The organism is Pseudomonas sp. GYB4201 (assembly GCF_056312595.1).
The window spans coordinates 1-21484 of record NZ_JBWGIG010000012.1; the positions used below are offsets into that span (position 1 = coordinate 1).

19 protein-coding genes are annotated in these 21484 nt (G+C 66.8%); 12 read left to right on the top strand and 7 right to left on the bottom strand.

The genetic code is table 11. The features are described 5' to 3' along the window. Positions 1-256: 256 nt before the first annotated feature. Together AC0Z2B_RS13410 and AC0Z2B_RS13415 are read right to left on the bottom strand one after the other, a co-directional pair. Positions 257-1366, bottom strand: a complete 1110-nt coding sequence (locus AC0Z2B_RS13410) for a saccharopine dehydrogenase family protein (protein WP_476297206.1) — start codon at positions 1364-1366, stop codon at positions 257-259. A gap of 42 nt (positions 1367-1408) precedes the next feature. After that, complete coding sequence (locus AC0Z2B_RS13415) at positions 1409-2329, bottom strand: helix-turn-helix transcriptional regulator (protein ID WP_476297208.1); 921 nt, start codon at positions 2327-2329, stop codon at positions 1409-1411. A 487-nt stretch (positions 2330-2816) separates the two neighbouring features. Between AC0Z2B_RS13415 and AC0Z2B_RS13420 the strand changes: the two genes are divergently transcribed. From AC0Z2B_RS13420 to AC0Z2B_RS13435, 4 genes are all read left to right on the top strand, one after another. Beyond that, positions 2817-4064, top strand: a complete 1248-nt coding sequence (locus AC0Z2B_RS13420; protein WP_476297410.1) for an MFS transporter — start codon at positions 2817-2819, stop codon at positions 4062-4064. A gap of 98 nt (positions 4065-4162) precedes the next feature. Next, entirely contained in the window at positions 4163-4852 is a 690-nt protein-coding gene (locus AC0Z2B_RS13425; protein WP_476297210.1) for a fumarylacetoacetate hydrolase family protein, read from the top strand. A gap of 24 nt (positions 4853-4876) precedes the next feature. After that, complete coding sequence (locus AC0Z2B_RS13430; RefSeq protein ID WP_473002766.1) at positions 4877-5638, top strand: SDR family NAD(P)-dependent oxidoreductase; 762 nt, start codon at positions 4877-4879, stop codon at positions 5636-5638. A 33-nt stretch (positions 5639-5671) separates the two neighbouring features. Beyond that, positions 5672-6598, top strand: a complete 927-nt coding sequence (locus tag AC0Z2B_RS13435; protein WP_476297213.1) for a 2-hydroxyacid dehydrogenase — start codon at positions 5672-5674, stop codon at positions 6596-6598. A 358-nt stretch (positions 6599-6956) separates the two neighbouring features. Here AC0Z2B_RS13435 and AC0Z2B_RS13440 read toward each other — a convergent pair whose 3' ends face one another. Next, a complete protein-coding gene (locus AC0Z2B_RS13440; RefSeq protein ID WP_416427612.1) occupies positions 6957-7163 on the bottom strand; it encodes a hypothetical protein in 207 nt (68 codons plus the stop codon). Between AC0Z2B_RS13440 and AC0Z2B_RS13445 the strand changes: the two genes are divergently transcribed. The 4 genes from AC0Z2B_RS13445 to AC0Z2B_RS13460 all read left to right on the top strand — a co-directional run bounded on the left by AC0Z2B_RS13445 (position 7063) and on the right by AC0Z2B_RS13460 (position 11794). Further along, positions 7063-8856, top strand: a complete 1794-nt coding sequence (locus tag AC0Z2B_RS13445) for a DUF1302 domain-containing protein (protein ID WP_476297215.1) — start codon at positions 7063-7065, stop codon at positions 8854-8856. The genes AC0Z2B_RS13440 and AC0Z2B_RS13445 overlap by 101 nt on opposite strands. 12 nt (positions 8857-8868) lie before the next feature. Continuing rightward, complete coding sequence (locus tag AC0Z2B_RS13450; RefSeq protein WP_473002760.1) at positions 8869-10242, top strand: DUF1329 domain-containing protein; 1374 nt, start codon at positions 8869-8871, stop codon at positions 10240-10242. Between the two features lie 220 nt (positions 10243-10462). After that, complete coding sequence (locus AC0Z2B_RS13455; RefSeq protein WP_476297217.1) at positions 10463-10900, top strand: NfeD family protein; 438 nt, start codon at positions 10463-10465, stop codon at positions 10898-10900. Positions 10901-10933: 33 nt separating this feature from the next. Further along, entirely contained in the window at positions 10934-11794 is an 861-nt protein-coding gene (locus tag AC0Z2B_RS13460; protein ID WP_473002757.1) for an SPFH domain-containing protein, read from the top strand. Positions 11795-11838: 44 nt separating this feature from the next. Here the strand turns inward: AC0Z2B_RS13460 and dxs are convergent, their stop codons facing one another. From dxs to idi, 4 genes are read right to left on the bottom strand one after another with little or no spacing between them, the layout of a single operon-like run. Beyond that, positions 11839-13752 carry a 1-deoxy-D-xylulose-5-phosphate synthase gene (dxs, locus tag AC0Z2B_RS13465; protein ID WP_476297219.1) on the bottom strand — a complete coding sequence of 638 codons (1914 nt, stop codon included), beginning with the start codon at positions 13750-13752 and terminating at the stop codon, positions 11839-11841. 44 nt (positions 13753-13796) lie between these two features. Beyond that, positions 13797-14684 carry a (2E,6E)-farnesyl diphosphate synthase gene (ispA, locus tag AC0Z2B_RS13470; RefSeq protein ID WP_476297221.1) on the bottom strand — a complete coding sequence of 296 codons (888 nt, stop codon included), beginning with the start codon at positions 14682-14684 and terminating at the stop codon, positions 13797-13799. Positions 14685-14738: 54 nt separating this feature from the next. Then, positions 14739-15830, bottom strand: coding sequence for an adenosyl-hopene transferase HpnH (gene hpnH / locus AC0Z2B_RS13475; RefSeq protein ID WP_476297223.1), 1092 nt, complete (start codon positions 15828-15830; stop codon positions 14739-14741). Between the two features lie 19 nt (positions 15831-15849). Then, complete coding sequence (idi, locus tag AC0Z2B_RS13480; RefSeq protein WP_416424891.1) at positions 15850-16446, bottom strand: isopentenyl-diphosphate Delta-isomerase; 597 nt, start codon at positions 16444-16446, stop codon at positions 15850-15852. A 150-nt stretch (positions 16447-16596) separates the two neighbouring features. Between idi and hpnI the strand changes: the two genes are divergently transcribed. From hpnI to AC0Z2B_RS13500, 4 genes are read left to right on the top strand one after another with little or no spacing between them, the layout of a single operon-like run. Then, entirely contained in the window at positions 16597-17721 is a 1125-nt protein-coding gene (hpnI, locus tag AC0Z2B_RS13485) for a bacteriohopanetetrol glucosamine biosynthesis glycosyltransferase HpnI (RefSeq protein WP_476297225.1), read from the top strand. 57 nt (positions 17722-17778) lie between these two features. Next, positions 17779-19206 carry a hopanoid biosynthesis associated radical SAM protein HpnJ gene (gene hpnJ / locus AC0Z2B_RS13490; RefSeq protein WP_473002748.1) on the top strand — a complete coding sequence of 476 codons (1428 nt, stop codon included), beginning with the start codon at positions 17779-17781 and terminating at the stop codon, positions 19204-19206. Beyond that, positions 19206-20033: a hopanoid biosynthesis-associated protein HpnK gene (gene hpnK / locus AC0Z2B_RS13495; RefSeq protein WP_416424888.1), complete on the top strand. Its 828-nt coding sequence runs from the start codon at positions 19206-19208 to the stop codon at positions 20031-20033. Before hpnJ ends, hpnK begins: the two co-directional genes overlap by 1 nt. Then, positions 20030-21049, top strand: a complete 1020-nt coding sequence (locus AC0Z2B_RS13500; protein WP_476297227.1) for a lysylphosphatidylglycerol synthase domain-containing protein — start codon at positions 20030-20032, stop codon at positions 21047-21049. Before hpnK ends, AC0Z2B_RS13500 begins: the two co-directional genes overlap by 4 nt. Positions 21050-21484 lie beyond the last annotated feature (435 nt).

Genomic DNA, 21484 nt, shown 5'->3' on the forward strand with positions numbered 1-21484 from the left:
ACGGCACCCGCTATAGAAGCCTGCGGGTTACCGTCTCTTCGGCCTGCGGCCTCGGCCCTTCGGGCAGCCCGTTGATCGACGCCTCCAGTCGGCCCGGGCGCTTTACGGGGCATACAATCAAGATCAAGAGCCAGATCAAGATCACAAGCCAGATCACAAGCAGATCACAAGCAGATCACAAGCAGATCAACAGCAGATCAACAGCAGATCAACAGCAGATCAACAGCAACTCACAAACCAGCTTCACCTCGGTGCATCACGTCACCTTGTGCTCCACCCTCTGCGCAAACCCCCACCGCGCAAACTCCGGTGCGAACTCATCCAGCGTCAGCAACCCCATGCACGCCATGGCGCCAGTCTGGTGCAATTGGCCGCGGGCCAGTTTGCACGCCAGCAACACCGTGGCCATGCACGGAATCTCCGGGCCATTGCCCCCCGGCGCAGTCAGCTGCCAGGTGCATTCCACGCCACGGCCGTCGGCGCCCACGCCCTTGAGCCGCACGCGCATGCCGCCCAGGTCGCTGCCAAAACGGTCCAGCAGCACATTGGCCCAGCGGTTCAAGCGCGCGGCGTTTTGGGCAATCGGCAGCGGCACGCCCACCCGCCGCAACGCCGCCACCAACCACAAGCCCAGGTGCTGGATACGCAGCTCCAGGGCAGCATGGAAGCTCACCTCGCGCACGCCGGGGTAGCGCGCCGGGAACAGTTCCAGGTCGGGTACGTCGCAGGCCGCGCCCCAGCGCGGGCCGATGCCTTCGAAGCTGAAGCGGCGCAGGTTCTGCCAGCCGTGCACCGTGGCCCAACGGCCGTTATGCCAGCGCTTAAAGCCCTGGCCGGCGTAGCCGAACACCGCCTTGATCGTCGCTTCGCCGCGTGGCGCCTGCTGGCCGGGGGCGATGGCCACCTGCACGCTGTCCAGGCGTGCCCAGCCGGCGCTCAACTGGTCCACCACGGCGGTGGACAGGCCGGGCAGGGTGCTGGCGCCGCTGACCGCCAGCACCCCGGCGGCGCTGGCGGCGGTGTGCACGTTGGCGCGGAAGTCGGCGACGAAATCGCGGCCGTCGGACAGGTCCAGGTAATGCGCGCCGACCGCGCAGGCGGCCAGCGCCACGCGGTAGTCCTGGCCCTGGTAGGGGCCGGCGCAGTGGATCACCAGTTGCGGCCGCAGGTCGGCCAGTTGGCTTTGCAACCGCGGGCTGTCGATGTCCAGGGGCGCGGTGGTGATGGCGCTGAGCGGCCCGAAGAAGGCGCTGCCGCTGACCGGCTTGCGGCCGGTGGCCACCAGTTCCAGCCCCGGCTCCATGGCCAGGCGGCGGCAGATGCGGGCGCCGAAGTTGCCCAACCCGCCGATGACGATGACGCGCATGTACTGTCCTTGATGCTAGGGCGATGCCCGCCAGTATAGGGGCTAGCCGGCCTGGCCGGTAACCGCCTGCTGCTGGCGCCGGTACTGCCCCGGCGGCAGGCCGTGGATATGGCGGAAGCGCCGGGAAAAATAGGCCTCGTCGGCGAACCCGCACAGCCGCGCGATCTCACCCACCGGCTTGAGGCTGTCCAGCAGCAGCTGCCGGGCCAGGTGCATGCGCCGCTCCAGCACCAGCTCGCTGAAGCTCTTGCCGATCTCCTTTTTCAGCCAGTGGGTCAGGTAGTGGGGCGACAGGTAGGTGGCGGCCGCCACCTTCTTCAGGTCCAGCTCCGGGTCGGCCAGGTGCGCGCGCACGTAGGTGGACATGCGCTTGAGCGCATCGCGCCGGCTGAGCTGGGCGGCATTGCCGCTGGCCAGGGCCTTGAGCGGCTCGGCGTACTGGCTGCAGACGCCGCCGATCAGCTGCAGCAGCAGGCCCTTGAGCGACTCGCGCATGCCGAACTGGCGGTCGCGGTCCAGGGCGTGCATCTGCTCCAGCAACCCGCACACCTGGGCGAAGGGCGCGGGCTCGAGGATGAAGTCCAGGTGCTCCTGGAAGCGAAACGGCGCCAGCTCCGGGGCCAGGGCAATCGACACGTCTTCCAGGTCCAGCGGGTCGCAGCTCAGGTGCGGCAGCAGGAAGGCCTGGGAGAAATTGATCAGCTGGAAATGCGCGTGCGCAGGGTGGGGGATCATGTGCACCCGGTGCGGCAGGATGAACGCCAGGGCGCGGCTGGGGAAGGGCCGCTGCACGTTGCCGATGTGCTGCACGGTGTCGCCGCCCAGGTTCACCTGGATCTGGAAATACTCGTGGCGGTGCGGGGCCGTCTCGGGTTTGCGCACGCTTTCGTCGCGGATGTAGAAGTCGGGGCGTTCGCTGCGTTGCTGCATGCCGAAGGTGGGCACGCGGCTGGAAGACTGCATGGTGTCTCTCCTGTTGTTCAGCCGCTGGGGGCGGCTGTCAGGCGTGTTGTTTTGGGTGATTGTACGATCACTTTGCACACTTTGCGTGGCTTTGTGGTTTTTGCCAAGTGCAAAAACCCTGCTGTGTGCCTGGCCGATGTTAACCGCTCTAACTCAATAATCCTGGCGATAAATTGGTGTTTTGCCAGCCTGTTTTCAGCGCTTTTTGTTTTTGGACTTTTGACCGAGAGCCGGTTTCGCTGTGCAAAAACGTTCTAACCGGCCCGTTGATTTTCAATGGTTGTACGATCACCTTGGGGGCGTCCGACTCGATACCTATCAACAATAATTAGAAGGTGTTCGTACCATGCAGACGACTCCCCACGAGTACCTGGCCCCCAGCAACCGGCAGATGCCCAACGTCGACGCCGACCTGGTGGCCGCCCCCGCCGAAACCTTTGACCACAGCACCAGCGCCGCGCGGCTGCCCACCCGGCGACGCTGGTTCATGCTGTCGCTGCTGCTGATCGCCACCATCATCAACTACGTCGACCGGGTGAACATCTCCATCGCCGCGCCGTTCATGGCCAAGGACCTGGGCCTGGACAAGATCCAGATGGGCCTGATTTTCTCCGGCTTCGCCTGGACCTACGCGCTGGCGCTGGTGCCGGCCGGCTTCGTCGCCGACCGCTTTGGCTCGCGCTTCACCTACGGCCTGTCGCTGATCACCTGGTCGGCGGTTACCGTCGGCCAGGGCCTGGCGGGTGGCTTTGCCTCGCTGTTCGGCCTGCGCCTGGCGGTCGGCGCCCTGGAAGCCCCGGCGTTTCCGGCCAACAGCCGCGCGGTGGCGGTGTGGTTCCCGGCCCGCGAGCGCGGCCTGGCCAGCAGCATCTACGTGTGCGGCCAGTACCTGGGCACGGCGCTGTTTACCGGCGCGCTGCTGTGGCTGGCCACCACCTATGACTGGCGCCACGTGTTCTACACCACGGGCCTGGTGGGCATCGCCTTCGGCGTGGCCTGGCTGTACCTGTATCGCGACCCGCTGGCCTGCAAGAAGGTCAGCGCCCAGGAACTGCAGTACATCGAGGACGGCGGCGGCCTGGTGAAAGCCAGCGCCCAGCGCACCCGCTTCAGCTGGCGGCAGATCGGCGAATTGCTCAGCTACCGGCAGATCTGGGCGATCTGCATCGGCAAATTCGCCAGCACCTCGGCGCTGTATTTCTTCCTCACCTGGTTCCCCACCTACCTGATCGAAGAGCGCCACCTGACCATGATCAAGGTCGGTATTTTCGCGGTGATGCCGTTCCTCGGCGCCACGGTGGGCATTCTCCTGGCCGGGATTCTCTCGGATTGGATGATCCGCCGCGGCTATTCCATGTCCTTTGCACGCAAGCTGCCGCTGGTGGTGGGCTCGATGCTGGGCATGTCTATCGTGCTGATGAACTTCACCGACTCCAACGTGGTGTGCATCGCCATCCTCACCACCGCGTTCTTCGCCCAGGGCATCGCCTCGGCGTCGTGGGCGGCGGTGTCAGAGGTGGCGCCCAAGGAGCTGGTGGGCCTGACCGGTGGCATCACCAGCCTGGCGGCGAACATCGGCGGCATCGTCACGCCTATCGTCATCGGCGGCATCGTCCATGCCACCGGCTCGTTCGCCTACGCCTTCTGGTTCATCGGCGCGGTGGCGCTGTGCGGCACGCTGTCGTACTCGCTGCTGCTGGGGCGCCTGTACCGCATTCAACTGCGTGCCCGCTGAGCCCGGTTTACTCCAGGACAGCCACGGTTTTCTCCAACTTTCACCGCCCACGGCGCCGTACGCTGTGGGCCAACGACACACAGGCCACGAGGTAGACCATGAGCCCTTTCGTATTTGCCCCCGACGCGGGCGTGACCCTGGACGTGCAGGGCAGTGACGCGCGCTTCCCGGTGAACCGGGTGTTCTGCCTGGGCCGCAACTACCCCTGGGGCGACGCCCAGGACGCCGTGCGCCAGGCGCCGATGTTCTTCATGAAACCGGCCAGCGCCGTGGTGCAGGCCGGCGGCGAGCTGGCGTACCCGCCGCTGACCCGCGAGTTCTGCCACGAGATCGAGCTGGTGGTGGCCATCGGCAGCGGTGGCGGCGATATCCCTGAAAACCGCGCGCTAGAGCATGTCTGGGGCTACGCTGCAGGGCTGGACCTGACCCGCCGCGACCTGCAGATGGCCGCCAAGGCCGCCGGCCAGCCCTGGGAGGCGGCCAAGGCCTTCGACGGCTCGGCGCCGATCGGCGCGGTAGTGCCGGTGAGCCGCATCGGCCACCCCGACCGCGGCGCAGTGTGGCTGCAGGTCAACGGCGTGGAGCGCCAGCGCTCCAGCCTGGAGCAGCAGATCTGGTCGGTGAGCGAGATCATCAGCCGCCTGTCCCAGTCCATCGCCCTGCGCCCCGGCGACCTGATCATGACCGGCACGCCGCCGGGGGTGGCCGCGCTGGAACCGGGCGACGTGATCAGCGCCGGCATCGACGGCATCGGCGAACTGAGCGTGCGCGTGGGCGCGCGCCGTTAATCCATTCATCAAGGAGTGAGCGACATGACAACGACAACGCGCAAAGTGGCTCTGGTAACCGGCGCCGGCAGTGGCATTGGCCGCGCCGTGGCCCTGGGCCTGCTGGCCGACGGCTTCACCCTGGTGCTGGCCGGCCGCCGCGCCGAGCCCCTGCAGGAATTGGTGGAAAAGGCCCGTGCCGAAGGCGGCGAGGCGCTGGCAGTGCCCACCGACGTGCGTGACCCGGCCAGCGTCGACGCGCTGTTCGCCACGGTGGAGGAGGTGTACGGCCGCCTGGACGTGATCTTCAACAACGCCGGGGTCAACACCCCCGCGGTGCCCATCGACGAGCTGGCCGTGGACCAGTGGCTGAACGTGATCAACACCAACCTCACCGGGGTGTTCCTGTGCAGCCGCGGCGCCTTCGGCCTGATGCGCCGCCAGCAGCCCCAGGGCGGGCGCATCATCAACAACGGCTCGATCTCGGCCCACGCGCCACGGCCGTTCAGCGCGCCCTACACCGCCAGCAAGCACGCGGTGCTGGGCCTGACCAAGAGCCTGGCGCTGGACGGCCGCGAGTTCAACATCGCCTGCAGCCAGATCGACATCGGCAACGCCCTCACCGAGCTGTCGGTGCGCATGACCAAGGGCGTGCGCCAGGCCAACGGCGAGATCGCCGTGGAACCCATGGTCGACGTGCAGCACATCGCCGACGCGGTGCGCTACATCGCCGGGCTGCCGCTGTCGGCCAACGTGCTGAACATGACGGTGATGGCCACCAACATGCCGTTCGTGGGCCGTGGCTGAGCCGCGCCGTTCCCCTTTGTTTACGAGGTCACCATGAAGCCGCACATTCTGCAACTGAGCCCCATCCTCATCCCCGAAATTCGCGAGCAGCTGGCCACGCTGTTCACCGTGCACCCCTATTACCAGCAGGCCGACAAGGCCGCGTACCTGCGTGAAGTGGGCGGGCAGATCCGTGGCGTGATCACCGGCGGCCACACCGGCATTACCCGCCAGGTGATGGAACAGCTGCCCCACCTGGAAGTGGTGGCCGTGAACGGCGTGGGCACCGACGCCGTGGACCTGGCCTATGCCCGCGACCACGGCATCACCGTCAGCGCCACCGTGGGCGCGCTGACCGAGGACGTTGCCGACCTTGCCATGGGCCTGCTGATCGCCGCCTGCCGCGGCCTGTGCACCAGCGACCGCTACGTGCGCAGCGGCCAGTGGCCCGCCAGCGCCACGCCACTGGCGCCGCTGCCCCTGGCGCGCCAGGTGAGTGGCCTGCGCGTGGGCATCGTCGGCCTGGGCCGGGTAGGGCGCGCCGTCGCCACCCGCGCCACGGCGTTCGGCTGCCCCATCAGCTACACCGACCTGCAGCCCATGGGGGACGTGCCGTACACCTTCGTCGCCGACCTGGTGGAACTGGCGCGCCACAGCGATGCGCTGATCGTGGCGGCAGCGGCAGACAAGGCCGAAGGCATCATCGACGCCAAGGTGCTGCAGGCCCTGGGCAGCGGTGGCTACCTGATCAACGTGGCGCGCGGCAAGCTGGTGAACGAGCCGGACCTGGTGGCCGCGCTGGAAGCGGGGCACATCGCCGGGGCCGGGCTGGACGTGTTCGTCGACGAGCCCAACGTGCCGCCGGCGCTGTTCGCCCGCGAAGACGTGGTGCTGCAACCGCACCGCGCCAGCGCCACCGTGCAGACGCGCACGCGCATGGGCGAGATGGTGATCGCGAGTTTGAAGCAGGCGCTTATTTGAAGAGTCCGCGTCGCCTCGGACGCTCCCACAGACGTAGCAGCTGCCGAAGGGTGCGTCCGGCAACGACCCCATCCTCGGTGAAACAATGTGTCACACATGTTGTTTGGTGATACAGCTCACATTGCGCCATGAATAACACCGCCCGCTCATCGCGGGCTTTTGTTTATGGGCCCCTATAACGCCCCCGCATATACCTGGTGCAGCCCGCGAGTTTGGCGGGGCTGAAAGGTTTTAACTGCCCAAGCAACAATCGTACCCAGGCCCGGCGCCATGGGCCTGCACGCGTTTGGGCCAATTTGACAGTATCAGGGATGGCACATAGATTGTTGGCAGGTTGTTTCAAATGCGTACAGTTGAATTAACCTTCCGCATCTTTAGCTGTCTTCACGGAATAAAAAAAGGCATGACCGGGCGTTCGCGCGGGCGGTGCAACAATAATGTGGGGATTCACCAGGGAGCGCCAAATGATAACAAAAATAAGGTTCGCGGGTTTTTCATCAACCATTGTGGCCGTCGTCGCGGGGTGTGCCGTCAGCTTCGAGGCACAGGCGGTGAACTTCAACATTGGGGAAATCGAGGGGCAGTTCGACTCGTCCCTGTCCATCGGCGCCAGCTGGAGCACCCAGAGCCCCAAGCAGTCGCTGATCGGCTCGGCCAACGGCGGTCATGGCTTTACCCAGACCAACGATGACGGGCGCTTGAACTTCGAGAAAGGCGAGACTTTCTCCAAGATTTTCAAGGGCATCCATGACCTGGAATTGAAGTACGATAATTTTGGCGTGTTTACCCGCGCCAAGTATTGGTATGACTTCGAACTTCAGGACGAGAACCAGGACTTCAAGAACGTCAGTAATGACCATCGCCAGGAAGCGGCCAAATCTTCCGGCATCGAATTACTTGACGCCTTCGCTTATTACAACTACCAGCTCGCGGAAAAGCCCGGCAGCGTGCGCCTGGGCAAGCAAGTGGTGAGTTGGGGTGAAAGTACTTTCATTGGCGGTGGTATCAACTCCATCAACCCCATCGACGTGTCGGCGTTCCGCCGCCCCGGTGCGGAAATCAAGGAAGGTCTGATCCCGGTGAACATGTTGTACGTGTCCCAGGGCCTGACCGACAAACTGTCCGCCGAGGCGTTCTACCAACTGGGCTGGGACAACACCATCCTCGACAACTGCGGTACCTTCTTCTCGTCCACCGACGTGGCCGCCAAGGGCTGCCGCAACAACTACACCATCCTCGACGCCACCACCGTCAACGCGCTGAATCAGCCGGGCACCAAGGCCGCGCTGAATTCCCTGGGGGTGAACGTGACACCCGAGGGCCTGATCGTGCCGCGCGGTTCCGACAATGACCCACGCGATTCCGGCCAGTGGGGCCTGGCCCTGCGCTGGCTGGGCGATAACACCGAGTACGGTGCGTACGCGATGAACTATCACAGCCGTACCCCGTTCGTGAGCGTGCAGAACGCCAGCGCCGCCGACATCCGTCGCGCGCTGACCACCCCGGCGCTGGCGCAGCCGATTCTGCTGGGGCGCGGCAGCTACTTCCTCGAATACCCCGAGGACATCCGCCTGTACGGCCTGAGCTTCGCCACCACACTGCCCACCGGCACCGCCTGGAGCGGCGAGGTCAGCTACCGGCCGAACATGCCGCTGCAGCTCAACACCACCGACGTCACGACCATGCTGGCCAGTTCCGTGGCCACCGCCGCGGCTACCGGCGGCGCGGCCGCGGCGCTGGCCCAGGCCAACCAGGTGGACAGCGGCTACGTGCGCAAGCCGGTCACCCAGGTGCAGACCACCTTCACCCACTTCTTCGACCAGGTGATGGGCGCCCAGCGCCTGACGCTGGTGGGCGAGGTGGGCATGGACCACATCTCCGGCGTGGGCAACGTGGCGGGCAACCGCTTTGGCCGCGACGCGGTATTCGGCATCCCCGAAAACGCCGCCGCCGATGCCGAATACGGTTCCAGCGGCTTCTACACCACCACCTCGTGGGGCTACCGCGCCCGGGCCATCTGGGACTATGCCAACGCCATCGCCGGCATCAACCTCAAGCCCAACATTGCCTGGTCACATGACGTGCACGGCTATGGGCCGGTGTTCAACGAGGGGGTCAAGGCCGTCAGCCTGGGGCTGGATGCCGACTACCAGAACACCTACACCGCCAGCCTCAACTACACCAACTTCTTTGGTGGCGATTACAACACCGTGTCTGACCGCGACTTCGTCGCCCTCAGCTTCGGCGTGAACTTCTAAGGTGGGGAACTCATGATGATTGGCAAGCAGGCAATGCAATGCGCCGCCCTGGCCCTGAGCCTGGTGGCAGTGAACGTGATGGCGGCGGTCAGCCCCGACCAGGTGGCCAAGCTGGGCACCACCCTGACCCCGCTGGGTGGCGAGAAGGCCGGCAACAAGGACGGCAGCATCCCGGCCTACGACGGCGGCCTGAAAACCAACGCCGCGCCGGTGGACAGCAATGGCTTCCTGGGTGACCCCTACGCCGGCGAAAAACCCCTGTTCACCATTACCGCGAAGAACCTCGACCAGTACCAGGGCAAGCTCTCGGCCGGGCAGATCGCCCTGTTCAAGCGCTACCCCGACACCTTCGTGATTCCGGTGTACACCACCCACCGCAGCGTCGCGGTGCCGGCCAACGTGGCCGCGGCGGCGAAAATCAGCGCTGCCAAGGTCAACCTGGTGGCGGACGGCAACGGCCTGGAAAACTTCGACCAGAGCCGCTTCTACGCCTTCCCGATCCCGCAGAACGGCCTGGAGGTGATCTGGAACCACATCACCCGCTACCGCGGTGGCAACCTCAGCCGCGTGTACACCCAGGCCGCGCCCCAGGCCAACGGCTCCTACAACATCGTGCAACTGCGTGACCAGGTCGGTTTCCCTGACCAGATGCCCGGCATCGACCCCCAGGAGGCGCAGAACGCGCTGCTGTACTTCAAGCAGGAAGTCACCGCGCCGGCGCGGCTGGCCGGTGACGTGCTGCTGGTGCACGACTCGCTGAACCAGATCAAGCAGCCGCGCGAAGCCTGGGTCTACAGCGCCGGCCAGCGCCGCGTGCGGCGTGCCCCGCAGGTGGCCTATGACGGCCCGGGCACCGCCTCGGACGGCATGCGCACCTCGGACAACTTCGACATGTTCAACGGCGCCCCGGACCGCTACGACTGGAAGCTGGTGGGCAAGCAGGAGATGTACATCCCCTACAACAACTTCCGCCTGGCGCTGCCGACGGTGAAATACGCCGACATCCTGCAGGCCGGCCACACCAACCAGACCCTGGCCCGCTATGAGCTGCACCGGGTGTGGGTGGTGGAAGCCACGCTCAAGCCCAGCGCGCGCAACATCTACGGCAAGCGCACCTTCTATGTGGACGAGGACAGCTGGAACATCGCCATGTCCGACCTGTACGACGGCCGCGGCCAGCTGTGGCGCGTAGGGCAGGCGATGCTGATGCCGTACTACCACCGCCAGGTGCAGGCCGAGGCGTTCGAGGGGCTGTATGACCTGCTGGGCGGCCGCTACATCGTTACCGGCATGAGCAACGAAGAGCGCAACTTCGTGCAGTTCGACCTGAAGATGACCCCAGCCGACTACACCCCCAACGCGCTGCGCAGCGCGGGTACCCGCTGATATCGCCTAGCCACGCGCCCTCGTAGCCGCTGCCGAAGGCTGCGCTGGCCCTCAAATACACTGGAAATTTCCAGCGTACCCAAGGGTCAGCGCAGCCTGTCGGCAGCGGCTACAAGGCTGTGGCATCCTGTCTTGTTACATCCTCTTCTCGATCCGCTGCCGGGTTCTCTGGCACACTCTCGCCTGTACCTCCTTCCCCGATACACACAAGCGAGCCGACATGGATTTTGACTGGCAGATCTGGATCGCCCTGGGCGTGGCCCTGGCGGTGCTGGAGCTCTTCACCGCGACGTTCTTCATCCTCTGGTTCGCCGTGGGCGCCGTGCTCATCGGCGTGGTGGCGCTGGTCGTGCCCGCTGTCACCCTGGGCACGCAGATCGTCAGTTGGGTGCTGCTGTCCTCGCTGATCGCCCTGGTGTGGCTGAAGTTCTTTCGCAAGCGCCGCCCCGAAACCCGCTGGAGCGTGGACGAAGTGCTGGGCGAGGTGGGCCTGCTGACCGTGGCCGTGGCGCCGTTCCAGAAGGGCCGGGTGCGCTTCCAGAAGCCCATCCTCGGCGCCGAGGAGTGGGCCTGCGTGGCCGACGAAGCCATCAGCGCCGGCACCCGCGTGCGCCTGGTGAAGGTGGAAGGTGGCACGGTGCGCGTCACCGTGGCCTGATTTTCCTGCTCAACATTCTCAAGGACCGACACCATGCTCTTCAGCAGCTTGATCATCCCGTTGTTGCTCACCGCCTTCGCCCTCGTCACCCTGGCCAAGGGCGTGCGCATCGTGCCCCAGGGCGAGGAATGGATAGTGGAGCGCCTGGGGCGCTACCACACCACCCTCAAGCCGGGGCTCAACTTCGTCATTCCGTACATGGACCGGGTGCAATACAACCTGCCCACCAAGGACATCATCCTCGACATCCAGCAGCAGGAAATCATCACCAAGGACAACGCCATCATCGTTGCCAACGCCCTGTGCTTCCTCAAGGTGATCGACCCGCAGAAAGCCGCCTATGGCGTGCAGGATTACCAGTACGCGGTGTCCAGCCTGACCATGACCGCGCTGCGCGCCATCATCGGTACCCTGGACCTGGACGAGGCGCTGTCCAGCCGCGAGGCCATCAAGGCCAAGCTGGCCGAGGCCATGAGCACCCAGACCGACGACTGGGGCATTGCCGTGCGTTCGGTGGAGATCCAGGACATCAAGCCGTCGGCGTCCATGCAGGGCGCCATGGAACGCCAGGCCGCCGCCGAGCGTGAGCGCAAGGCCGCCGTGACCCGCGCCGAGGGCGAACGCCAGGCGGCGGTGCTGGCGGCTACCGCGCGCGAAGAAGCGGCCACCAAGGACGCTGCCGCCACGGTGAAGCTGGCCGAGGCCTCGGCGACGTCCATCGTCAAGATCAAGCAGGCGATCGGCGATGACATGGTGCCGGCCATGTACCTGCTGGGCGAGCGCTACATCGACGCCATGCAGTCGCTGGCGGCCAGCAACAACGCCAAGGTGGTGGTGTTGCCCGCCGACCTGCAGGAAACTGTGCGCGGGTTGATGGGCAAGAAGAGCGGTTGACCGCGGTGTGCCCGGACGCAGCCTGCGGCAGCTGCTACGGGGTGTCAGGCTGAGCGTGAGGCTACCTTCACGGCGGGCGCCAGGCGCTGGCGGATGGCGGTCTCGATGCCCGCCGCGTCCAGCCCGCACTCGGCCAGCATCTGCGCCGGGGTGGCGTGCTCGATGTAGCGGTCCGGCAAGCCCAGCTGCAGCAGCGGCATGGTGATGCCCTGGGCGGCCAGGTATTCGCCCACGGCGCTGCCGGCGCCGCCCATCAGGCTGTTTTCCTCCACCGTCACCAACAACTCATGCTCGGCCGCCAGCTGGCGAATCAGCGCCTCGTCCAGGGGCTTGACGAAGCGCATGTCGGCCACGCTCAGGTCCAGCGCCTCTGCCACCTGCAGGGCCGCCGGCAGCAGGGTGCCGAACACCAGCAGCGCCACCTGGCGGCCGCGCCGGCGTAGCACGCCCTTGCCGATCTCCAGCGGCTGCAGCCCCGGCTCGATGCGCGCGTTGGGCCCGGTGCCGCGCGGGTAACGCACGGCGGCGGGGCCTGAATACTGGAAGCCGGTGCTCAGCAGCCGGCGCAGTTCGTTCTCGTCGCTGGGCGCCATGATCACCATGCCCGGCACGCAGCGCAGGTAGCACAGGTCGAAGCTGCCGGCGTGGGTCGGGCCGTCCTCGCCCACCAGGCCCGCGCGGTCGATGGCGAACAGCACGTCGAGGTTCTGCAGGGCCACGTCGTGGATCAGCTGGTCATAGGCGCGCTGCAGGAACGTCGAGTAGATCGCCACCACCGGCTTCAGCCCCTCGCAGGCCATGCCGGCGGCCAGGGTCACGGCGTGCTGCTCGGCGATGGCCACGTCGAAATAGCGCTGGGGGTAGCGTTCGCTGAAGGCCACCAGGTCCGAGCCTTCCTTCATGGCCGGGGTAATGCCGGTCAGGCGCGGGTCGGCGGCGGCCATGTCGCACAGCCACTGGCCGAACACGCTGGAGTACTTCGGCCCGCTGGTAGCCTTGGGCACCGCCGCGGCCTCGGGGGGCGGCAGCTTGCCGATGGCGTGCCAGGTGATGGGGTCGGCCTCGGCGGGGGCGAAGCCCTTGCCCTTGCGGGTGGCGACATGGAGGAACTGCGGGCCCTTGAGGTCGCGCATGTTGCCCAGGGTGGCCACCAGGGTGGGCAGGTCGTGGCCGTCGATGGGGCCGATGTAGTTCCAGCCCAGCTCTTCGAACAGCATGCCGGGGGCGAGCATGCCCTTGGCGTATTCCTCGGTGCGCCGGCCCAGCTCCCAGGCGCCGGGCAGGCGCGCAAGGATCCGCTTGCCACCCTCGCGCATGCAGCTGTAGGTGCGGCTGGACAACACCCGCGCCAGGTAATTGGACAGCCCGCCGAGGTTGCGGGAAATCGACATGTCGTTGTCGTTGAGCACCACCAGCAGGTCGGCGCCTACCTCCGGGGCATGGTTCAGGGCCTCGAAGGCCATGCCGGCGGTCATCGCGCCGTCGCCGATCACCGCCACGGTCTTGTGCGGCAGGCCGCGCAGGCGGGCAGCGATGGCCATGCCCAGGGCCGTGCTGATGGAGGTGCTGGAATGGCCAACGCCAAAGGTGTCGTAGGCGCTTTCGCAGCGCCGCGGAAACGCCGCCAGGCCGTGCTGCTGGCGCAGGGTGTGCATCAGGCCGCGGCGCCCGGTGAGGATCTTGTGCGGGTAGGCCTGGTGGCCCACGTCCCACACCAGGCGGTCCACCGGGGTGTCGAACACGTAGTGCAGGGCGATGGTCAGTTCGATCACCCCAAGGCCGGCGCCGAAGTGGCCGCCCGTGCGGCCCACGGTGTACAGCAGTTCCTGGCGCAGTTCATCGGCCAGGGCCTGCAACTGCGCCTCGTTGAGGCGGCGCAATTGCAGCGGCGTGGGCGTGTGGTCGAGCAGCGGCGTGGCCGGCGCGGTGCGGGGTATTTCCAGGAAGGTTTTCTGCATGGTCTTCTCCCCACGTGGCCCGGCTGGCGAACGCCGGGGCGGCCTCAGTGATGACGCTCGACAATGAACCGCGCCAGCGCCCGCAGCGCGTCGGCGTGATGGTCCAGCGGGTTCAGCGCGCCGAGGGCTTCGTCCAGCAGGTGCCGGGCATAGTCCTTGGCCGCCGCCAGCCCCAGCAGGGCAGGGTAGGTGGGCTTGTGGTGGGCTTCGTCGGCGCCCTGGCGCTTGCCCAGGGTGGCGGTGTCGCTTTCCACGTCGAGAATGTCGTCCTGCACCTGGAACGCCAGGCCCACGGCCCGGGCGTAGTCGGCCAGGGCCTTGAGCGCCGCCTCGTCGGCACGGCCGCTGGCCAGGGCGCCCATGCGCACGCTGGCGCTGATCAGCGCGCCGGTCTTGTGCCGGTGCATGGTTTCCAGCGCCGGCTGGTCCAGCTGCTTGCCCACCGCCGCCAGGTCGATGGCCTGGCCGCCGGCCATGCCCGCCGGGCCGGAAGCCTGGGCCAGGGTGCGCAGCATGCGCAGGCGCAGGCCGGGGTCGGCGGGGTTGTGGCGCTCGCTGCACAGGGTCTCGAAGGCCAGGGTCTGCAACCCGTCACCGGCGAGAATCGCGGTGGCCTCGTCGAAGGCCTTGTGGGTGGTGGGCTGGCCGCGGCGCAGGTCATCGTCGTCCATGGCCGGCAGGTCGTCGTGCACCAGTGAATAGGCGTGTATCAGCTCCACGGCGCAGGCGGCGCCCAAGGCCTGGCGCGGGTCGCCCTCCAGGGCCTGGCAGGCGCCGTGCACCAGCAGCGGGCGCACCCGCTTGCCGCCGTTGAGCACGCTGTAGCGCATGGCGTCGTACAAATGCTGCAAGGGCGCGCTGGGCGTCTGTAGCAACTCCTGCAGGCCAGCGTCGACCCAGGCCTGGCACTGTTTTTGGTAGGCGATAATCATCGGTGGTCCTTTTCTAGTTATGTGCCGTGGCCGCCAGCGCGGCGCCGGCGGCGGTCACGGTGTGTCGATCAGCTTCACCGGTATGGGCTGGGCATAGCGCACCGGCAGCGCCTCGGCCATCGCGCCCTCGGTGCGCGGCCCCAGCAGCGCCACGCGCAAGGCCTTGAGCGGGTGGGCAAAAGTGTCGTCGACGGCGGTGCCCTCGAACCCGCAGTGGGCCATGCAGTTGTCGCACTTGGGGTTGATGCCCACGCCGTAGCGTTCCCATTCGGTGCTGTCCATCAGCGCCTGGTAGCTGGGCGCGTAGCCTTCGTCCACCAGCAGGTAGCAGGGCTTCTGCCAGCCAAAAATGTTGTAGGTGGGGTTGGACCAGGGCGTGCACTGGTAGCGCTGGTTGCCGGCCAGGAAGTCGAGGAACATCGACGACTGGTTGAACACCCATTTGCGCGAGCGGCCCTTGGCGCGCTTGAACACCTCGCGGAACAGCTGGCTGCTTTCGGTGCGGCCCAGGAACACGTCGTGGCGCGGCGCGTGGTCGTAGCTGAAGCCGGGGGACACGGTGATGCCTTCCACGCCCAGTTCCATGGCGTAGTCGAAGAAGGCGGCGATGTCGTCCGGCGGTTCTTCGTTGAACAAGGTGCAGTTGACGGTGACCCGGTAGCCGCGCGACAGCGCCAGCTTGATCGCCGCCACCGCCTTGTCGAACACGCCGTCCATGCACACCGACTGGTCATGGCGTTCGCGCAGGCCATCCAGGTGGATCGACCAGGTGAAGTAGGGGGAGGGCTGGTACTCGTCGATGTGCTTGGCCAGCAGGATGGCATTGGTGCACAGGTAGACGAACTTCTTGCGGGCGATGATGCCCTGCACGATCTGCGGCAGCTCCTTGTGGATCAGCGGCTCGCCGCCGGGAATCGACACCACCGGGGCGCCGCATTCGTCCACCGCGCGCAGGGCATCTTCGACGCTCATGCGCCGCTGGAGGATGTCCTTGGGGTGGTCGATCTTGCCGCAGCCGGCGCAGGCCAGGTTGCACTGGAACAGGGGCTCGAGCATCATCGCCAACGGGTAGCGGCGCTGGCCGGTGAGCTTCTTGCCCAGGATGTACCCGGCGATCTTGACCTGCTGAATAATTGGAATACCCACCACAGTCTCCTTCGCGTCATCAAGCCAACGGGGCGAACACCTCGGCGTGGTCACGGCGCAGCCGTTGCCATTCGCTCTTGAACCAGGGGGTGAAGGTGTGCGGCCGCTCGGCTATTTCCTGGTCCAGCGCCTCGGGGGCGATGTAGCGCAGGGCCGATACCTCGTTGAGGTTGAGCACCGGGGCTGCGTCGGTGCGCCCGGCGTACACCCAGCACAATTCGTTCTCGGCACCCTGGGCGTCGAACTGGGCCTGGTACTGGAATTTGAACAGGAAGCGGAAGTCACAGCGCATGCCCAGTTCTTCTTCCAGGCGGCGCTCGATGGCCACCTCCATGCTTTCGTCGCGGCGCGGGTGGCTGCAGCAGGTGTTGGACCAGTAGCCGGGCCACAGGCGCTTGCCCGCGGCGCGCTGTTGCAGCAGCAACTCGCCCTTGTGGTTGAACACCAGCAGCGAGAAGGCACGGTGCAGCACGCCCTGGCCCTGGTGGGCCGAGGCCTTGTCGAGGAAACCGACTTCGCGGTCCTGTTCGTCTACCAATACCAGCGGTTCGTCGTTGAACGACACGACACTGCGTGAATGCCGCCAAGGGCGACTTTCCAGTTCCGGAGTGGTCAAGGGTCTACCTCCTGGGCCCAGTCAACGCTCATCACTATAGTGCACAATTTTCAGTGTGCGACCCGGTTTGTGGATGTGTTCGATCATCGGCAAGCTGCGTGAACACAGGCTAAGGTGTCAGACTGGCACGGGCGAACAGGCGAGGCTGCGATGGGCTTGGCAGAGGTTCTCAATCATGCAGGGCAGTGGCTGGGCAGCGGTTTGCTGCTGGCAGCCGCAGGCTACGCGCTGGCGAGCCTGTGGGCGGTACGCAAGCCGTTGCCGGCCCAGGCCACGGCCGGCCGGCCCGCGGTGTCGGTGCTCAAGCCCCTGCACTGCGCCGAGCCGCGGCTGTATGAAAATTTATTCACGGTGGCCAGCCAGCTGCGCCAGGGCGACCAATTGCTTTGCGGCGTGCGCGAGGCCCACGACCCGGCCATCGCCGTAGTGCAGGCGCTGCAGGCGGCGCTGCCGGGCCGCGACATCCAGCTGGTGCTGGAGCCGCGCGTGCACGGCAGCAACCTCAAGGTCAGCAACTTGCTCAACCTGCAGGCGCAGGCCCGCCACGACTGGCTGGTGCTGGCCGACAGCGACATCAGCGTGCCCCCCGGTTACCTGGACGCGGTGGTGGCACCGCTGGCCGACCCGGGCGTGGGCGTGGTCACCTGCCTGTACCACGGCGTGGCCCAGGCCAGCTTCTGGTCGCGGCTGGGCTGCCTGTTCATCGACGACTGGTTCGCGCCCTCGGTGCGCCTGTCCCACGCCCTGGGCTCGCGGCGCTTTGCCTTCGGCTCTACCATCGCCCTGCGCGCCGACAGCCTGGCGGCCATCGGCGGCCTGGCAACGCTGGCCGACACCCTGGCCGACGACTTCTGGCTGGGCGAGCTGACCCGGCGCGCCGGCTTGCGCACGGTGCTGTCGCCGGTGTGGGTGGGCACCGAGGTCAGCGAGACTCGCTTTGCTACGCTGGTCAGCCACGAGCTGCGCTGGCTGCGCACCATTCGCGCCATCGCCCCGGCGGGCTTCTTTGCCAGCGTGGTGTGCTTCACCTGGCCGCTGGCGCTGCTGGGCCTGGCCCTGGCGCCCACTGCGCCGAACCTGGCGTTGGCGGTGCTGGCCCTGGGCGCGCGGGTGCTGCGCTGGCGGCGCGGGGCGGGGGCGCAAAGCGCCTGGTTGATGCCGGTGCGTGATGTGCTGTTGCTGCTGGAGTGGGCCGTGGCGCTGACCGGCTGGCGGGTGAAATGGCGCGGGCAGGTGATGCATGCGCGTAAGGACGGGCCGATACGCTATTCTTGATCGGCGCAGGTGAATGTCAGGCAAACCCGGCCAAGGGCCGTTGGAGCTGAGAATCCCATGAAGACGCTTTTTCTGCAGGCACCGTCGTTCGACGGGTTCGATGGCGGGGCGGGCTCGCGGTACCAGGCCCGGCGTGAAATCAAGAGCTTCTGGTACCCCACCTGGCTGGCCCAGCCCGCAGCCATGGTGCCCGGCGCGCGGCTGCTGGACGCACCGGTTGAAGAGCTGTCGGTGGAGGCCACCCTCGACATTGCCGCCGCCTTCGAGCTGGTGATCATCCACACCAGCACGCCGTCCTTTCCCACTGACGTGCGTTTTGTCGAGCTGCTCAAAGCACGCTGCCCGGCCATGCTGATCGGCCTGGTGGGCGCCAAGGTGGCGGTGGACCCCGCTGATTCGCTGGCCGCCAGCAGCGCCATCGACTTCGTCGCACGCGAGGAATTCGACTACACCTGCAAGGAGATCGCCGCTGGCCGGCCCCTGGCCCAGGTGGCGGGCATCACCTGGCGCGACGCCGACGGCAAGCTGGTGCACAACCCGCCCCGGGCGATGATCGAGGACATGGACGAACTGCCGTTCGTGGCCCCGGTGTACCAGCGCGACCTGAAGATCGAGCGCTATTTCATCGGCTACCTCAAGCACCCCTACGTATCGATCTACACCGGCCGTGGCTGCCGCTCCAAATGCACCTTCTGCCTGTGGCCGCAGACCGTCGGCGGCCACCGCTACCGGGTGCGCTCGGCGGCCAACGTGATCGCCGAGGCGAAGTGGATCAAGGAGAACATGCCCCAGGTCAAGGAGCTGATGTTCGACGACGACACCTTCACCGACAGCAGCAACCTGCCCCGGGTGCACGACATTGCCCGCGGCCTGCATGAGCTGGGCTGGACCTGGAGCTGCAACGCCAAGGCCAACGTGCCCTACGAGTCGCTGAAAATCATGAAGGACAACGGCCTGCGCCTGCTGCTGGTGGGCTTCGAGTCGGGCGACGACCAGATCCTGCACAACATCAAGAAGGGCCTGCGCGTGGACATCGCCCGGCGCTTCAGCGAGAACTGCCGGCAGCTGGGCATTCAGGTGCACGGCACCTTCATCCTCGGCCTGCCGGGCGAGACCCGCGAGACCATCGCCAAGACCATCGCCTTCGCCAAGGAGATCAACCCGCACACCGTGCAGGTGTCGCTCGCGGCGCCGTACCCCGGCACCACCCTGTACCGCCAGGCCGTGGAGAACGGCTGGCTGCAGCCCGAGGAGGGCGGCCATCTGGTCAACGACAAGGGCGTGCAACTGGCCTCCATCAGCTACCCGCACCTGTCGCGCGAAGACATTTTCCACGGCATCGAGACCTTCTACCGCAGTTTCTATTTCCGCCCCTCGAAGATCTGGGAGATCGTGCGCGAGATGCTCGGCAGCTGGGAAATGACCAAGCGCCGGCTGCGCGAGGGCGTGGAGTTTTTCCGCTTCCTGCGTGAGCACCAGGCTTGATGGCAGCCGACACCCGGCCGCGGCTGATCGTCACCGCCGATGATTTCGGCCTGCACCCGGCGGTGAACCAGGCGGTGGAGCAGGGTTTCAGCCAGGGCGTGCTGCGCGCCGCCAGCCTGATGGTGGCGGCGCCGGCGGCGGCCGATGCGGTGGCCCGGGCCCGGCGCCTGCCTGGCCTGGCCGTGGGCCTGCACCTGGTGCTGGCCGAGGGCAGGGCGGTGCTGGCGCCCGCGCAAATCCCCGACCTGGTGGACGCCAGCGGCCAGTTCGGCAGCAACATGGTCGGTGCCGGCGTGCGCTTTTTCTTCCTGCCCAGGGTGCGCCGGCAGCTGGCGGCGGAGATCCGTGCGCAGTTCCAGGCGTTCGCCGCCACCGGCCTGCGCCTGGACCACGTCAACGCCCACAAGCACTTCCACCTGCACCCCACGGTGCTGACGCTGATCCTGCGCATCGGCCGCGACTTCGGCCTGCGCGCCGTGCGTGTGCCGGCCGAGCCGGGCATGGGCCCCTGGCTGCGGCCGTGGCTGGCGCTGATGCGCTGGCGCCTGGGGCGTGCCGGGGTGGCCTGCAACGACCACGTGTTCGGCCTGCGCCACAGCGGCGCCATGGACGAAGGCGTGCTGCTGGACGCCCTGGCCCGGCTGCCCGGCGGCCTGTCCGAGTTGTACCTGCACCCGGCGGTGCATGGCGGCCTGACCCCGGCCATGGGCAGCTACCGCCACGCCGACGAACTGGCCGCGCTGCTGTCGCCGCGGGTGCGCCAGGCCGTCGATCACCACTGCCGGCTGTGCAACGGCTTCGGCGACCCGGCGGCCCTGCAACCATGAACCGCTGGACCTGGCCGGCCGGGCTGCTGGGGCTGATCGCGGTGATCGCCCTGGTGCTGCACCAGGACATGGGCGCCATCCTCGCCGCCGTCCAGCACGCCGGCTGGGCGCTGCTGTGGCTGCTGCCGTTTCACCTCGTGCCACTGTGGCTGGACGTGCTCGGCTGGCGCGTGCTGCTGGCCCCGCGCGACCCCGAAGGCCGCGCCGGGGTGGCGGTGCTGCTGTGGATCGCGGCCATCCGCGAGGCCTTCAACCGGCTGCTGCCGGTGGCCAACATTGGCGGTGAGATCGTCGGCATCCGCCTGGTGAAGTGGCGCGGCGTCGACGGCGCAGCGGCCACTGCCAGCATCGTCCTCGAAGTGCTGCTGACCCTGGTCAACCAGTACCTGTTCACCGCCCTGGGGGTGGTGTTGCTGATCGCCATCACCCGTCAGGTGGGGGCGCTGGATTCGCTGTTGTTCGCCTTGCTCGCCAGCCTGCCGTTGCCCCTGGGGCTGTTCTGGCTGGTGCGTCACGGGCAGCTCTTCGCGCGCCTGGAAAGCGTGGCGGAACGCATCCTGGGTGGCCGCACGCGGCTCACTGAACTGATCAACGGCCAGCGCCTGGACCAGGATATCCGTGCCCTTGGCGCCCCGCGCTGGCGGCTTTTGGCGGCCGGCGGCTGGCAGCTGGCGGGGTTCGTGGTGGGCAGCCTGGAGACGTGGCTGGCGTTGCGGTTGCTGGGGTTCGAGGTGAGCGTCTGGGACGCCATCGCCATCGAGGCGGTGACCCAGGCGCTGCGGCACCTGATCTTCATCGTGCCGGCGGGGCTGGGGGTGCAGGAGGGTGGGTTGGTATTGTTTGGCAGTTTGATTGGCGTGCCGGTGGAGGCGAGCCTGGCGTTGTCGTTGGTGAAGCGGTTGCGGGAGATTGGGTTTGGGGTGCCGGCGTTGGTTTCCTGGTATTGGGTGGAGGTGCGGCAGGTGCGGCAGCGGCCGCAACGCCAACAGCAACAGCAACAACAGCAACAGCCCTGACACCGCGGACCGCTTTTGCTTCCGTGAGGCCTTTGATCTTGATTGTATGCCCCGTAAAGCGCCAGGGCCGACTGGAGGCGTCGAGCAAGCGGTCCGAGGCGGAGCCGAGGAAGACGGAACCGGAGGCGCTTCTATTCCGGGTCGTCGTCCGCTTGGGCGACGCCGGAGGGACCAAGCAGGGGCAAGCCTTTTTTGCTTACTTTTTGTGGCGTTTGACAAAAAGTGAGCCGGCGTAAGGCCGGAAAGGTGAAGTGGCATCACCCTAATTGCTGGATATACATAGGGCTTTCGAATCCCGCTTCGGCGATTTCGAACATATCCATTTTCGCGGGGATACCACCGACCGTTTCGCCCTTACGGCGACTCCCTTTTTGGCAGTCGCCCCAAAAAGGAAGCAAAAAGGGCTCGCCCCTGCTTGGGCCCTCCGCTGCGCTA

Coding starts and splice junctions, on each gene's coding strand:
- AC0Z2B_RS13410 (WP_476297206.1), bottom strand. CDS start 1,366: ATGCGCGTCATCGTCATCGGCGGGTTGGGCAACTTCGGCGCCCGCATC.
- AC0Z2B_RS13415 (WP_476297208.1), bottom strand. CDS start 2,329: ATGCAGTCTTCCAGCCGCGTGCCCACCTTCGGCATGCAGCAACGCAGC.
- AC0Z2B_RS13420 (WP_476297410.1), top strand. CDS start 2,817: ATGCTGTCGCTGCTGCTGATCGCCACCATCATCAACTACGTCGACCGG.
- AC0Z2B_RS13425 (WP_476297210.1), top strand. CDS start 4,163: ATGAGCCCTTTCGTATTTGCCCCCGACGCGGGCGTGACCCTGGACGTG.
- AC0Z2B_RS13430 (WP_473002766.1), top strand. CDS start 4,877: ATGACAACGACAACGCGCAAAGTGGCTCTGGTAACCGGCGCCGGCAGT.
- AC0Z2B_RS13435 (WP_476297213.1), top strand. CDS start 5,672: ATGAAGCCGCACATTCTGCAACTGAGCCCCATCCTCATCCCCGAAATT.
- AC0Z2B_RS13445 (WP_476297215.1), top strand. CDS start 7,063: ATGATAACAAAAATAAGGTTCGCGGGTTTTTCATCAACCATTGTGGCC.
- AC0Z2B_RS13440 (WP_416427612.1), bottom strand. CDS start 7,163: ATGTTGAAGTTCACCGCCTGTGCCTCGAAGCTGACGGCACACCCCGCG.
- AC0Z2B_RS13450 (WP_473002760.1), top strand. CDS start 8,869: ATGATGATTGGCAAGCAGGCAATGCAATGCGCCGCCCTGGCCCTGAGC.
- AC0Z2B_RS13455 (WP_476297217.1), top strand. CDS start 10,463: ATGGATTTTGACTGGCAGATCTGGATCGCCCTGGGCGTGGCCCTGGCG.
- AC0Z2B_RS13460 (WP_473002757.1), top strand. CDS start 10,934: ATGCTCTTCAGCAGCTTGATCATCCCGTTGTTGCTCACCGCCTTCGCC.
- dxs (WP_476297219.1), bottom strand. CDS start 13,752: ATGCAGAAAACCTTCCTGGAAATACCCCGCACCGCGCCGGCCACGCCG.
- ispA (WP_476297221.1), bottom strand. CDS start 14,684: ATGATTATCGCCTACCAAAAACAGTGCCAGGCCTGGGTCGACGCTGGC.
- hpnI (WP_476297225.1), top strand. CDS start 16,597: ATGGGCTTGGCAGAGGTTCTCAATCATGCAGGGCAGTGGCTGGGCAGC.
- hpnJ (WP_473002748.1), top strand. CDS start 17,779: ATGAAGACGCTTTTTCTGCAGGCACCGTCGTTCGACGGGTTCGATGGC.
- hpnK (WP_416424888.1), top strand. CDS start 19,206: ATGGCAGCCGACACCCGGCCGCGGCTGATCGTCACCGCCGATGATTTC.
- AC0Z2B_RS13500 (WP_476297227.1), top strand. CDS start 20,030: ATGAACCGCTGGACCTGGCCGGCCGGGCTGCTGGGGCTGATCGCGGTG.